We start from the raw sequence: 13420 nt of genomic DNA on the forward strand, positions 1-13420 counted from the left end.
CGAAAGAGATAGATATGAGTAACCCCGAAGTTGCCATCCTTATGCTTTGCATGTTTATCATGCTGGTTTTGCTTGGATTTCCGATTGCCTTTACCCTGATCGCCATGGGCGTCGGTTTTGGATACTACGCCTATTACCAAGGCCCGCCCGAAGTGTTTTCGGACATCTTCAACAACAACATCTTCTACCTTTTGAACCAGAACACCTATTCGGTGATGGAAAATGACACGCTTGTCGCCATTCCGTTGTTCTTGTTCATGGGCTACGTGGTCGAGCGGGCCAATATCGTTGATCGCCTGTTCTTCTCGCTTTACATGGCCGCCCGCAATCTGCCGGGGTCATTGGCGATTGCGGCGCTTTTGACATGCGCTGTCTTTTCGACCGCATCGGGGATTGTCGGCGCGGTTGTGACCTTGATGGGCTTGCTCGCTTATCCCGCGATGGCCAATGCTAACTACAACAAATCATTCGCATCCGGTGTGATCTGCGCGGGTGGGACGTTGGGTATTTTGATCCCGCCGTCGATTATGCTTATCGTCTATGCCGCCATCGGAAACCTGTCGCCGCTGCGCCTTTATGCGGCTGCGGTGTTCCCCGGTTTGCTTTTGGCCGGTCTTTACATCGTCTATGTGATCTTGCGCGTTTGGGTGAACCCGTCTTTGGCGCCCAAGCCAAAGCTGGAAGACGTTCCTCCACCCAGCAAAATCTATATGGATTTGCTGGTGTCATTCCTGCCGCTGACCGTACTGATTGCGCTGGTTCTGGGGTCGATCCTGGGTGGGCTTGCGACGCCAGCCGAAGCCGCGGCCATGGGTGCATTGGGTGGCATGGTTCTGGCCGTGCTTTACCGGTCGATGACGTGGCAAAAACTCAAGGAATCGGTGTTCCTGACAGCCAAAGCCACAGCGATGGTCTGCTGGCTGTTCGTCGGCTCATGGACCTTTGCGTCGGTCTTTTCGTACCTCGGTGGGCATGATCTGATCAGCGAATGGGTCATCGGCATGGATCTGACGACGATCCAATTCCTGATCATGGCGCAGTTGATCATCTTTGTGCTGGGTTGGCCGCTGGAATGGTCCGAGATCCTGATCATCTTTGTGCCGATCTTCCTGCCGCTGCTAGAGCCGTTTGGCGTGAACCCTTACTTCTTTGCCATGCTGGTGGCCCTGAACCTGCAAACATCGTTCCTGACCCCGCCGATGGCGATGTCTGCCTACTACCTCAAGGGCGTGCTGAAAAAGCAGATCGAACTGATCGAAATCTTCAAGGGGATCATTCCCTATCTGGGGATTGTCATTCTGACGATGGTGCTGATGTATACCTTCCCGGGCATCGCACTGTGGTTCCCTGACTATCTGTTTGGTGAATACGTCCCATGAAGCAGGCCCCCCACAGTCTGACAGCAACTGAGGCTGTTGGGGCCATCGCCTCTGGCCGCCTCAGTTCTGTCGATCTGGTCAAGTCATGTCTGGCACGGATCGACGAGACCGATGGTGCCATTCATGCCTGGGCCTATCTGGACCCTGACAGCGCATTGGCCCAGGCGGCAGAGGCGGATCGCATCCGCAAGGCCGGTCTGGCCACCGGTCCGCTGCATGGTGTGCCTGTGGGATTGAAGGATATCATTGATACACGCGATATGCCGACCCAACGCGGCACGCAGATATTCGCAGGGCGCCAAACGGACGATGACGCACGGATCGTTGAACACCTGCGCGAGGCGGGCGCCGTGATCATGGGCAAGACCGTCACAACCGAACTGGCCTTTGTGCACGCCAATGAAACGCGCAACCCCCATAACCCTGACTACAGCCCGGGTGGGTCGTCCAGCGGGTCTGCGGCTGCGGTGGCGGCACAGCATGTCCCGCTCGCTATCGGGACCCAAACAAACGGGTCGGTTATTCGCCCGGCGTCCTTTTGCGGGACTTTTGGTTTCAAACCTACACGCGGCGTGATCAGCCGGTCGGGGCTTTTGCAGACGTCGGTTTCACTGGATCAGGTCGGTTGCTTTGGCCGTACGCTGGCTGACGTGGCCCTTTTGACGGACGCTATTGGCGGATACGACCAGCGCGACCCATGCAGTTTCGCACGCCCGCGCCCTGATATGTTGGCGGGCGCGCAGGCAGAGGCACCCGTCACCCCCGACCTCGCGTGGTTCGATTTGCCATTCTATGACCGCCTGACTGATGACGCCCGTGACGGGCTTGAGGCGGTACTGGAAATTCTGGGCCCGCAGGTCACAAGGATGAGCGCAGCTGACACATTGTCAAATCTGGTGGCTGTACAGGCGCGTATCCACGAATACGAAATTTGCCAGCATCTGGCAGAGACGTTTGACGCGCACTGGGATATGCTGAGCGATACGCTCAAACCCATCATTACGCGCGGTCGCCAGATCAGCAAGATCGAGTATGAGGACGCCTTGGCCGTCAAGGTATCTGCGGAAGCGTTTTTTGCCGATCTGTTCACCGAATTTGACGCGATCATCGCACCTTCTGCCGCCGGAGAGGCGCCACGCTTTGGCGATGGCACCGGTGATCCGATCTTTTGCACGCTATGGACACTTGCGGGGCTGCCCTGCGTCACCTTACCCTTGTTGGTCGGGGCCAACGATCTGCCCATCGGCGTGCAACTGATTGGCCCCGCCGAAAAAGACGACCGCTTGTTGCGAACCGCAAGCTGGTTGCAAAACCACCTTGCGCAAGCCGCCTGAACAAAAGGACAGACTATGTCATATGGTATCAAACTTCTCATGGGATTTATCGGCACCGCGATCCTGCTTATCTTTATTGGCGGCCTGTCCTACAGTATCTCGACCGGATTTGCAGGCTTCACCGGTGGGCTGCCTTTCATGGTTATTGCCATCGTGGTCTGTGGAGCCGCCCTGTATGACTTCTGGGATGAATGCGTGCGCAAGAAATGACCAAACCGCGCCTTTGGATCACCCGCCGCCTGAGTGATGCAACGCTTGAACGTGCAGCCCGCGATTATGATGTTGTCATCAACCATGATGACACGCCGGGCAGTGCACAGGACCTCATCGCGGCCAGTCATGCGTTCGATGCGATCATCCCATGCCATTCCGAACATTTCAGCGCCGATGTGGTCGCGCAGTTCGGGGACCGTCTGCAAATCGTGGCCAACCATTCCGTCGGGGTGGATCATTGCGATCTGCAAGCGCTCAAGGCGCGCGGCATCACCATCACCAACACGCCCGATGTCCTGTCCGACGCCACGGCGGAACTGGCCATGCTGCTGATGCTGGGGGCGGCCCGTCATGCTGTTGCGGGCGACCGTATTGTGCGTTCGGGGGCATGGGACAGCTGGTCGCCTGCCTTTATGGTCGGAAAGCAGGTCACAGGCGCACGGCTTGGCATTATCGGAATGGGCCGTGTCGGGCGTGCGTTCGCCGCCAAGGCCCGCGGTTTCGATATGGAGATCCACTATTTCAACCGTTCGCGCCTGCCGGATGCACAGGCCCATGGCGCGACCTATCATGACAGCATCGAAAGCCTGCTTGGGGTTGCCGATTTCCTGTCGCTGCACTGCCCCGCGACACCTCAGACCGCTGATTTGATGAATGCGGACCGACTGGCGCTGCTGCCGCAGGGCGCTGTTCTTGTAAACACAGCCCGTGGTGCGCTGGTTGACGAAGACGCATTGATGGGCGCGTTGGATAGCGGGCAGGTCGCTGCGGCGGGGCTGGATTGCTTCAAGACCGAGCCGGGTGGCAACCCTGCCTTTGCGCAATATGATAACATCTTCATGCTGCCCCATATCGGCAGCGCTACGGTGCAAACCCGCGATGCAATGGGTTTCCGGGCGCTTGATAATCTTGACGCCTACTTTGCAGGCAAAGCGCCGGGTGATGCGCTTTGATGCATGTGCTTCGGCTTGATATCGTGCCGCAAGTTTATCTGCGACGCCCAGAAAGCAGTTTCGGTCTGGCGCCGTAGGCAGGGTCTTTACGCACCCGGTGGTGGCGGTGGCATGACGGTAAAGAGATGCGCCAGTTCGGTCACATCTTCGGCCTTCATCCAGCCATCCTGCCCTTGGGTCCAGACCATCGTGTCGCGGGTCAGCGCGCCATCGGTAACTTTGCGCCCCATCGCGGCCTTTGAAAACGGGCCACTGACTTCGCCGGCTTCGGCGATGTGCCAGACATGCTCAACCGGTGGTGGTGGCGGCGGCGGTGGTGCCGCAGCGGCGGGTGCAGCAGGCGCTTGCCCCCAAGGCCCCGCGTTCACCATATTGCCCATCTGCATCCCCAGACCGGCCCCCATGCCCATGCCCATCGCCTGACCTGCGGCAGAGCCTTCGGTGGCCATCGCCTCTGCGGCCTTCCATTTCATGTGATCGTCCAGATTGCCCGCCACACCGCGCGATGTGCGGTCATCCAATGCCCTTTCTACGGCTTCGGGCAGGCTGATGTTTTCGATATAAAGCTCGGGAATGCTGAGGCCATATTGCCGGATTGTGCTGTCGATGGCCTCTGCGACCAGCTTGCCCAGATCGGCGGTGTTTGCGGCCATATCCAGCACCGGAATACCAGAGGCGGCAATCGCGCGGCTGAATTCCTGCACGATGATATTGCGAATCTGGAAACTGATTTCATCCATGGTGAATTCGCCGTCTGTGCCGACAATTTCGCGGAGGAATATCGCCGGGTCCGCGACCTTGACCGTATAGGTGCCATAGGCGCGGATGCGTGTTGGTCCGAATTCGGGGTCGCGCAGCATGATGGGGTTTTTCGTGCCCCACTTGAGGTTGCTGAAACGGGTCGTATTGACGAAGTAAATCTCTGACTTGAAGGGGCTTTGAAAGCCGTGATCCCAATGTTGCAGGGTCGTCATGATCGGCATGTTGTTGGTTTCAAGCATATAAAGACCGGGAGTAAAGACGTCGGCCAACTGGCCCTCGTGCACAAACACGGCGGCTTGGCCTTCGCGGACGGTCAGCTTGGCGCCATATTTGATTTCGTGGTCCTCGCGTTCAAACCGCCAGACCATCGTATCGCGGGTGTCGTCTGTCCAATGGATGACGTCGATGAATTCGCCCGTCAAAAAATCGAAAATGCCCATAATTTCAGGTCTCCTATCAGTCGTGTCAGCGCCTCAGCTTTGGCCGGGCGTCACTATTTCGGTGGCAACTTGCCGTGCAATCGGTGCGGCGGCTGTGATTGGCATGCCGGTTTCAAAACGTGGATCATAAAGCATTTGCAAAAGCAGTTCGTCATGGGTTGTCAGCAGCGCGAATTCTTCGTCGTCGTTAAAGATCGACGGGCGCGCGGCAGGGCTGTCATTTGCCAGCCCCATGCCTTGGGCCAGTTCTTCGTGAATGCAGGCGCTGCGCATCAGGTTGGGATGTTCAGCGCGGATCAGCGCGATCGCAGTGCGATAGCTGGATTGCCCGGGCTTGAAGCTGCCGATAACCACGCAAAGCTGGTTGCGCGGCAGGTCGGTGAAAGCCCGGACCGTCGCATCAGAAATCCCCGGTATCAGATTGCGCAATTCATCCGCATAGGCACGCCTGTCGTCTTCGCCCAGGAACAGCACGTGGAAATTCGGCCTGCGATCGGTCTGGGTGACGGGCACACCGGTTAACCGTGACAACCGGGCGGCATAGGCACTGACACTGGCCTGATCCTGATCACGTTGGGCCAGCGGCACCGTATCGCCGAATTGCACATGCATCCGGATGGGCTGATCCCAGCGCCGCAGCTTGGACACGGTGGCCTGCGGGCGGCTGAAATCGGAATCATCGCGATATTCGTTGAACAGGGCGATCTGCACGAAATTCCGGGCCAGTTGCGTGTCGGTGAAGGGCGTATCAGGCCCGCCGCCATCACCGCGCAAAAGCCCTTGGGTCAGCAGGCTGTTTTGCAAACCGCTGTAGTAGCGTGCCAAGTCGCGGCTGGCCTGACTGGGGGCTTTGACCAGCGGTTCAGCGGGTGGGGGGGCAACTGGCGGCGCGGCCGTTTGCGCGGGCGGTTCGACCAGAATATCGCCACAGCCAACCAGCCCCGCCAAAGAGGCAAGGATCAGGCCGCGCGATATCCCCGTCCAACCGCGCATGTGGCTCTAGAGGTCCGTGTCGCCGGGCGCGGCACTGGGGCTGGCCTTGGCGCGCGCTGCGGCCAGCGTTTGTTTCAGTTCTGCCTCCATCTTGATCATTTCGGCTTCGGCTTCGGCGCGCTTGCGCTTGCCTTCGTCCGCAATCTCAAGACTTTCATTGATCGTGGCAATCAGGTTGGCGTTCGCTTCCTTGACGGCGTTGATGTCAAACACCCCGCGCTCCATTTCGGTGCGGATCACCTTGTTGGCGTCACGCAGGTTGGCTGCATTGGCGGTCAGCAACTCGTTGGTCAGATCGTTGGCATCGCGCACGGCGGTCGCGGCCTCGGATGAGCGCTGGATCGTGACGGCCTGTGCCAGTTGGGTTTCCCACAATGGCACGGTGTTCACGAGGGTCGAGTTGATTTTCGTGACCAGCGATTTGTCATTTTCCTGCACCAGCCGGATAGACGGCAGCGACTGCATCGTCACCTGACGGGTCAGTTTCAGGTCATGCACCCGCCTTTCCAGATCATCGCGCGCCGAACGGATGTCGCGCAATTCCTGCGCTTTCATCACGGCCTGATCTTCGGGGGCTCCTTGCACCTCTGTCTCTTTGGCGGGGATTGTGTTGGTGTCGAGATCGGCGACCTTTGCTTCACCCGCCGCGATATACAGGCCCAGTTCATCGTAGAACTGCAGGGTCTTGTCGTACAGCATATCAAGGCTTTCGATATCCTTCAAAAGCACATGCTCATGCTTGAGGAGATCACCTGTGATATGGTCGATCTGGCCCTGCACCTCTTCGAATTTGGCGGCGAATTTGGCAATGGGGGCTGCGCGGCCCAGCAGTTTTTCCCACCAGCTACGTTCGCGGCGCACATCCAGTTCAGAGATCGAAAAGCCGCGAATTGTCGTCACCATATTGCGCAGACTGTCGCCCGCCGGACCAACATCCTTGTTGCGTACACCTGCCAGCATGGATTGCGAAATCTCCTGCAATTCCGATTGCGCGGCAGACCCAAATGAGACGATCGAATTGGTGTCCGTGATATCAACTTCCGCCATCCGCCGGGTGATTTCCTCGCTTGTCGGGGCGTCAGCGGCGTCAAGCGTGACAAGCTCGCCTTTTGGCTCGGGCAAGGCAACGGCTGTCACCTTTTCCAGTTCTGCGACAACGGCTTCGGCCTTCTGGCGGATTTCTTCGGACATTACCTATTCCCTTTCAAGTTCAGGCTCACGCCTTCGCGCTGCAATCGGTCGCGCAGCACATTGATTTCGATATCCATGTCGCTGCGATCATCCAGCAGCATCTTTTGCGTTCGTGCGTCGAAATTATGTTCCAGATCATCCAGCAGAGCATCGTATTTGTCACGTGCGTCTGCATCCTTGTTTCGCTTGTAAAGGTCCACAAACTTCACCGTCGCGTCACGTGCGCCCATCAGATAGACGCCCAGAAACTTGCGCGCACCGGTCAGATCGCGCGGGTCCTCTTCGACGGTGCGGATCATCTTGTGGGCAACGACCTGAAAGCTGGCCACGCGGGCCGTCAGCTTGCTGTCGCCAAGACTGTCGATCTGGTCTTTCATCGCATCAAGGTAATTCTGCGCCTCATCCACAACCTTGGCCACACGGTCCTGCTGGCGGGCGTCGATCCCTTCCATCCGTTTGTCTTTCAACGGGTCAATGCCAAAGGCTGTCACATGCAGGCCAGCCGCCGCCACGGCATAAAGCGCGGACCCGACCACGCCTGTATCATTGCTGTAGGCGGCAAGTGCGGCACCCGCTCCTGTCAGGGCTGTCGCCAGCATCTTGCGGGGCAGGGCAGGGCGGCGCGCGACCTTGCGGGCGTTATAAGCGGCCTCTGCCTTCAGCCCTTCGCGCAGCAGCCAAGCGGCAAAGGTCAGCGCACCTGCCGCGACTAGACCCAGCACAAGGTCTTGCGGGGTTTCGTTGAGCGATGTGAACACCAGAATAACGGCAGGCACAAACAGCAGATTGGACTTCATGCCCGGTGCCCTGATCTCTGCCGCCTTTGGCTGTTCTTGCGCTGTGTCCTGCCCATCGGGGCTGAACCGGCCGCCATACCGTTTGGCCATGTCAGACGCCTCCGATCCAGCCGACGCTGAGGCCAATCAAAAGGATCACAAGGGCGATATAGGATATTTTCTGGATCGGGCTTGGCATATTATCGGCCCCCATCACGGTCTTGGCCGTAAAGACGGACAGCAGAATAGTGACGACCAGAATGCCAGCCACAACCAAAACTGCGATCAGGACCGCAAAGAAAATAAGACGGATCATAGGCCCCTCGATTCATTTTCATCCCTTTCCCATGTAGGTATGCAATGCTGACATTACGAGTGTTTCTGTAACGCGGCCCGCTCTGCGTTCAGTTTGCGGCTATAGCCTGACTGGATGATTTCGACGGCGACGAGGACCACTACAGAGAAGTAGAATGTGGATTTCGACATTGGGATGATATCCTGTCCCCAGACTTTGATTTGCAGCGTATCGTCATGCATCGCGTGGGCCGCAGCAGGGCCCGCTTCGCCCAGCAGCACGACGCCAACAATCAGCAGGATAAACAGGCCGAGCACTTCGTACATCCGGTTCTTTTCAAGAAACCGCGTCACCCCATCGGCGAGCACCAGCATTGCGATGCCCGAAAGAATGATCGCCGTGGCCAGTATCGGGAACACATCGGTGATCGCCAGCGCCGACAGAACGGAATCGAACGAAAAGATCAGGTTCATGACGACAATCAGTAAAACCACCTGCGTGGCGGATTTTGAGGATTTCCCATCCACGTCATGGTCAAGTTTATCCATCGACAGCATATGTCCGATTTCCTTGACGGCCGTATACATGATGAAAATACCGCCCAGCACAAAGATAATCGTGGCGAAATTCACGCCGCCTTCCAGAACGCCTTCCCATTCCATGATGAAAAACGGCTCTGACAGCCAGCCAAGAAGTTGGATCATTGTGAACAGCAGCACCACGCGCAGGCCAACCGCAATCAGGATGCCCCACATGCGCACCTGTTTTTGCTGGGCAACCGGCGCGCGCTGGCTTTCAATCGAGATGTACAAGAGGTTGTCAAAACCCAGCACCGCCTGCAAAAAGCACAGCATGATCAGGTTTGTTGCGTTTTCAAGCGTCAGCAGGTCGGCCAAAGCGAAATCCCTTTTGTTTTCGTTTGCAACTACAATGCACAACGCGTTGCCCGGAACAAGGGTTCAAGTTGAGCGCTTTTTGCCACTTTCGGGGCGTTTGGCCGGACGATTCACCGGTTTGCGCTGGCGCACGGGCGTTGGTTTGCCCGACAGGCCCAGTTGGTCACGCACCACCCGCTGTTTGAGCTCTTCAACCTCGCCTTGGGCCAATGCGCCCAGCTGGAACGGTCCGTAGCTGACGCGGATCAGGCGGTTCACGATCACGCCGATCTCTTCCATGGCGCGGCGAATTTCGCGGTTTTTGCCTTCGCGCAAGGAAATTGTCAGCCATGCGTTGGCCCCTTGCTGGCGATCAAAGGTGACGGTCATCGGCTGGTATGTCAGGCCGTCAACGGTGATCCCGGCGCGTAATTGGTCCAGCTTGGCCTCGCTGACCGATCCCTTGATCCGCACGCGGTACCGACGCAGCCAGCCGGTGCTGGGCAGTTCTAGCGTGCGTTTGACCCCGCCATCATTTGTTAGCAGCAGCAACCCTTCGGAATTCAGGTCAAGACGCCCTACCGACATCACGCGCGGCATTGTGTCGGGCAGCGATGCAAAGACCGTTGGCCGCCCCTGTTCGTCACGCTCTGTTGTCACAAGGCCTGCGGGCTTGTGATATAGCCAGATGCGCGGCGGGTCAGGTTCGCCGACCTGTTTGCCATCCACGACAATCTTGTCTGCGCCCGAGACATTCAGGGCAGGGCTGGTGATCACCTTGCCATTCACGCTCACGCGGCCAGCCTCGATCATCCGCTCGGCCTCGCGTCTGCTGGCAATCCCTGCGCGGGACAGGACTTTGGCGATGCGATCGCCGCTTGGGGGTGTATCAGTCATGACCCCGCGTTTAGAGACAAGGACGGCACTGCGCAATTGCAGAGTGATGTATGGATCGTGCGTTTCGTCGCGAACAAACAGCGGGAGTTGTTGGAAGCGGCTTGCGGGTGAGCGCGATTTCTGGCTGTTGCAGCAAACCGCAGGCGGTCATGTCGGGCAGCGCGTTCACCCTCTGTCAAACGGGCCCCGTCGGTCCCGAAATTGACGAACATGGTTGAACGCCCATCCACAACGGGGCATCAGACGTCATGGAGTTCCGCAGTCACATGGATGCCGCCCTGAATCAGGCAAGTCAGGCCGCCGCGCGTGGCGAGGTGCCGGTTGGGGCCGTACTTGTGCAAAACGGGCAGGTGATCGCGCTTGCGGGCAACCGGACCCGCGAGTTGAACGACCCCACCGCCCATGCCGAAATGCTCGTGATCCGGCAGGCCTGTGCTGAAATGGGTCAAGAGCGCCTGGCCGGTTGCGACCTTTACGTGACGCTTGAGCCCTGTCCGATGTGTGCCGCCGCAATCAGCAACGCGCGGATCGCGCGGCTTTATTATGGGGCTGCGGACCCAAAGTCTGGCGGTATCGCGCAGGGGCCGCGCATCTTTAGCCATCCCCAATGCCACCATGTACCAGATGTCTATGACGGGATCGGGGCGGCCGCGTCAGAGGCACTGCTGCGCGACTTTTTTGCGCAGCGTCGCTAGATCTCCACGACCTCCATCAATTCCGGGGTGCGCACATCAACGTCTGGCAGCGCGTCAACCAAAGGCTGGGCAGATTGCGCCAGCAGGGGGAATGTTTTGTAATGGCACGGGATTACCGTGTCGAAGTTGAAATAGCGTTTGGCTGCGTAGGCCGCCCCCTCCATCCCCATCGTATAGTGCCCGCCTGCACACAGGATACCGATGTCGGGTTTGTAGAAATCCGCCATCCAGTCCATGTCGGCCATAATGTCTGTATCGCCCGAGACGTAGATCATGTGGTCTTCGCCTTTGATCATGAATCCTGACTCAGTTCCCGCATAGGCGCTGCCAAGCGAGGATGAATGTGTGGCATGGACCATCGACACCAGTGGCCCGCCGAGGTCAACCGTGCCGCCCTTGTTGAACTCTATCAGTTCATGTCCTTCGAACATGCCGCAAAGTTCCGGAATGCCCACGATTGTCGCACCGGTTTCCTTGGCAATCGCATCCGCTTCGGACGTGTGGTCGAAATGCCCATGGGTCAGCAAAATATGCGTGGCACCTGTCAGGGCTGCGGCCCTTTGGTCATTTGGAAAGCTGGGATTGCCATCCAACCATGGATCAATCAGGAGGATTTGCCCCGCAATTTCGATCCTGAAACTTGCGTGCCCGAGCCAGATAATTTTCATGTGGTTTCTCCCCTTGTTAACCCAAGATTATAGCGTCGCGGAGCAAACCGGAAAGATGTTTTGACTGAACCGCAATCAAACCGGGTTGGATGATTGAAGTTTACCGCAGGCATATGCTTGCGGGCGCAGCCGTTGAGCGGTAAACGCGGCCCCAACAAACAGCCGGAGTTCTCTATGTCCATTGACACCGAAACCGCCCGCCGCGTTGCCAAACTCGCCCGGATCAAGGTCGAAGATGACGCGCTGCCTGCACTAGCGTCTGAATTCAGCGCAATTCTTGGGTTTATCGAGCAGCTCAACGAAGTTGATGTCGAAGGGGTCGAGCCGATGACATCGGTCACGCCGCAGCGGCTCAAGCGCCGTGCGGATGTGGTGACAGATGGCAACCAGCAGGAGGCCGTGCTGAAGAATGCGCCCGATGCGCGTGAAGGGTTCTTTGCTGTGCCGAAGGTGGTGGAATAATGACTGATCTGACCAAACTGACCATCGCTGGCGCGCGTGATGCGCTGCGCAAAGGCGAAACAACCAGCGCAGAGATTACCGCCGCATGTCTGACGGCCATCGAAGGGGCCGATGCGCTGGGGGCATTTGTGCACAAAACACCCGAAATTGCGACTGCACAGGCTGCCGCCGCTGACGTACGGATCAAGGCGGGCGACGCGCCGGATATGTGCGGGATCCCCTTGGGGATCAAGGATCTATTCTGCACAAAAGGTGTTGCGTCGCAAGCAGCGTCGCGCATTCTGGAAGGGTTCAAGCCCGAATATGAATCCACCATCACCACCCAGTTGTTTGACGCCGGTGCTGTGATGCTGGGCAAGCTGAACATGGACGAATTTGCGATGGGGTCGTCCAACGAAACCTCTGTCTATGGCAATGCGGTTAACCCCTGGCGACGGGGCAATGACGATGCGGCGCTGACACCGGGTGGGTCGTCGGGTGGGTCTGCCAGTGCGGTTGCCGCTGATCTGTGCCTTGCAGCGACAGGGACAGATACGGGCGGATCAATCCGCCAGCCTGCGGCCTTTACGGGCATCACAGGCCTGAAACCGACCTATGGTCGTGTATCGCGTTGGGGCATTGTCGCATTTGCGTCTTCGCTTGATCAGGCCGGACCGATGACCAAAGATGTGCGCGACGCGGCGATCATGCTGCGCGCGATGTCAGGTCATGACCCATTGGACAGCACGAGTGCCGATCTGGCGGTCCCGGATTTTGAGGCCGCTTTGACAGGCGACATCAAAGGCAAAGTGATTGGTATTCCAAAGGAATACCGCATGGACGGGATGCCAGCCGAGATTGAAAAACTGTGGGAAGATGGCACCGTGATGCTAAAAGATGCAGGTGCGATCATCAAGGACATCAGTCTGCCGCACACCAAATATGCGCTGCCAGCTTATTATGTGATCGCACCTGCGGAAGCCTCTTCCAACCTTGCCCGTTATGATGGGGTTCGTTTCGGGCACCGCGCCAAGCTGGCACAGGGCGACGGCATCACCGAGATGTACGAAAAAACCCGTGCCGAAGGCTTCGGCCCCGAGGTGCAGCGCCGCGTGATGATTGGTACCTATGTGCTGTCCGCCGGTTTCTATGACGCCTACTATAACCGGGCGCGCCGGGTGCGGGCCTTGATCAAACAGGACTTTGATCAGGTTTTTGCAGGTGGCGTTGATGCGATTCTGACGCCCGCCACGCCTTCGGCCGCCTTTGGGTTGGGCGAAATGACGGATGCGGACCCTATTCAGATGTATCTCAATGACGTGTTCACGGTGACGGTCAACCTTGCCGGTTTGCCCGGAATTGCCGTGCCCACGGGTGTTGACAGTCAGGGGTTGCCGCTCGGGCTGCAACTGATCGGGCGGCCTTGGGAAGAAGGTGATCTGCTCAACGTCGCCTACAGCCTTGAGCAGTCGGCAGGATTTGTAGCCAAACCTGCAAAGTGGTGGTAG

The 13420-nt window shown here is 58.1% G+C and carries 15 protein-coding genes; 7 read left to right on the forward strand and 8 right to left on the reverse strand.

All coding sequences use genetic code 11. From position 1 onward, the window contains the following. The first annotated feature begins 14 nt into the window (after positions 1–14). Genes C8N45_RS01030 through C8N45_RS01045 form a run of 4 tightly spaced genes read left to right on the forward strand, consistent with a single transcriptional unit; the run spans position 15 to position 3879 of the window. Positions 15–1379: a TRAP transporter large permease gene (locus tag C8N45_RS01030; protein WP_108384372.1), complete on the forward strand. Its 1365-nt coding sequence runs from the start codon at positions 15–17 to the stop codon at positions 1377–1379. Beyond that, positions 1376–2713, forward strand: coding sequence for an amidase (locus C8N45_RS01035; RefSeq protein ID WP_108384373.1), 1338 nt, complete (start codon positions 1376–1378; stop codon positions 2711–2713). Before C8N45_RS01030 ends, C8N45_RS01035 begins: the two co-directional genes overlap by 4 nt. A 15-nt stretch (positions 2714–2728) precedes the next feature. Further along, a complete protein-coding gene (locus tag C8N45_RS01040; protein WP_108384374.1) occupies positions 2729–2923 on the forward strand; it encodes a hypothetical protein in 195 nt (64 codons plus the stop codon). Further along, positions 2920–3879 (forward strand): 2-hydroxyacid dehydrogenase, encoded by a 960-nt coding sequence (locus C8N45_RS01045; RefSeq protein ID WP_108385078.1) that lies wholly within the window; start codon positions 2920–2922, stop codon positions 3877–3879. Before C8N45_RS01040 ends, C8N45_RS01045 begins: the two co-directional genes overlap by 4 nt. Positions 3880–3965: 86 nt before the next feature. Here C8N45_RS01045 and C8N45_RS01050 read toward each other — a convergent pair whose 3' ends face one another. From C8N45_RS01050 to C8N45_RS01080, 7 genes are all read right to left on the reverse strand, one after another. Next, the gene (locus tag C8N45_RS01050; protein WP_108384375.1) at positions 3966–5081 is read right to left on the reverse strand and encodes an SPFH domain-containing protein; all 1116 of its coding nucleotides are present in this window, start codon (positions 5079–5081) and stop codon (positions 3966–3968) included. Between the two features lie 33 nt (positions 5082–5114). After that, entirely contained in the window at positions 5115–6074 is a 960-nt protein-coding gene (locus C8N45_RS01055; RefSeq protein WP_108384376.1) for a DUF2927 domain-containing protein, read from the reverse strand. Positions 6075–6080: 6 nt separating this feature from the next. After that, a complete protein-coding gene (locus C8N45_RS01060) occupies positions 6081–7265 on the reverse strand; it encodes a toxic anion resistance protein (RefSeq protein ID WP_108384377.1) in 1185 nt (394 codons plus the stop codon). Beyond that, complete coding sequence (locus C8N45_RS01065; protein ID WP_108384378.1) at positions 7265–8152, reverse strand: 5-bromo-4-chloroindolyl phosphate hydrolysis family protein; 888 nt, start codon at positions 8150–8152, stop codon at positions 7265–7267. Before C8N45_RS01065 ends, C8N45_RS01060 begins: the two co-directional genes overlap by 1 nt. A 1-nt stretch (position 8153) precedes the next feature. Next, complete coding sequence (locus C8N45_RS01070) at positions 8154–8357, reverse strand: hypothetical protein (protein WP_108384379.1); 204 nt, start codon at positions 8355–8357, stop codon at positions 8154–8156. Positions 8358–8410: 53 nt separating this feature from the next. Then, positions 8411–9232 (reverse strand): TerC family protein, encoded by an 822-nt coding sequence (locus tag C8N45_RS01075; protein ID WP_108385079.1) that lies wholly within the window; start codon positions 9230–9232, stop codon positions 8411–8413. A 63-nt stretch (positions 9233–9295) separates the two neighbouring features. Further along, positions 9296–10108, reverse strand: a complete 813-nt coding sequence (locus tag C8N45_RS01080; protein WP_108384380.1) for a pseudouridine synthase — start codon at positions 10106–10108, stop codon at positions 9296–9298. A gap of 248 nt (positions 10109–10356) precedes the next feature. Between C8N45_RS01080 and C8N45_RS01085 the strand changes: the two genes are divergently transcribed. Next, positions 10357–10803, forward strand: a complete 447-nt coding sequence (locus C8N45_RS01085) for a nucleoside deaminase (RefSeq protein ID WP_108384381.1) — start codon at positions 10357–10359, stop codon at positions 10801–10803. Here C8N45_RS01085 and C8N45_RS01090 read toward each other — a convergent pair. Continuing rightward, positions 10800–11471 (reverse strand): metal-dependent hydrolase, encoded by a 672-nt coding sequence (locus C8N45_RS01090; RefSeq protein ID WP_108384382.1) that lies wholly within the window; start codon positions 11469–11471, stop codon positions 10800–10802. The genes C8N45_RS01085 and C8N45_RS01090 overlap by 4 nt on opposite strands. A gap of 174 nt (positions 11472–11645) precedes the next feature. Between C8N45_RS01090 and gatC the strand changes: the two genes are divergently transcribed. Both gatC and gatA read left to right on the forward strand, forming a co-directional pair. Beyond that, the gene (gatC, locus tag C8N45_RS01095) at positions 11646–11933 is read left to right on the forward strand and encodes an Asp-tRNA(Asn)/Glu-tRNA(Gln) amidotransferase subunit GatC (protein ID WP_108384383.1); all 288 of its coding nucleotides are present in this window, start codon (positions 11646–11648) and stop codon (positions 11931–11933) included. Next, the gene (gene gatA, locus C8N45_RS01100; RefSeq protein WP_108384384.1) at positions 11933–13420 is read left to right on the forward strand and encodes an Asp-tRNA(Asn)/Glu-tRNA(Gln) amidotransferase subunit GatA; all 1488 of its coding nucleotides are present in this window, start codon (positions 11933–11935) and stop codon (positions 13418–13420) included. The genes gatC and gatA overlap by 1 nt, the downstream gene beginning before the upstream one ends.

It is taken from the genome of Yoonia sediminilitoris, from assembly GCF_003058085.1.
GTDB classification, from domain to species: domain Bacteria; phylum Pseudomonadota; class Alphaproteobacteria; order Rhodobacterales; family Rhodobacteraceae; genus Yoonia; species Yoonia sediminilitoris.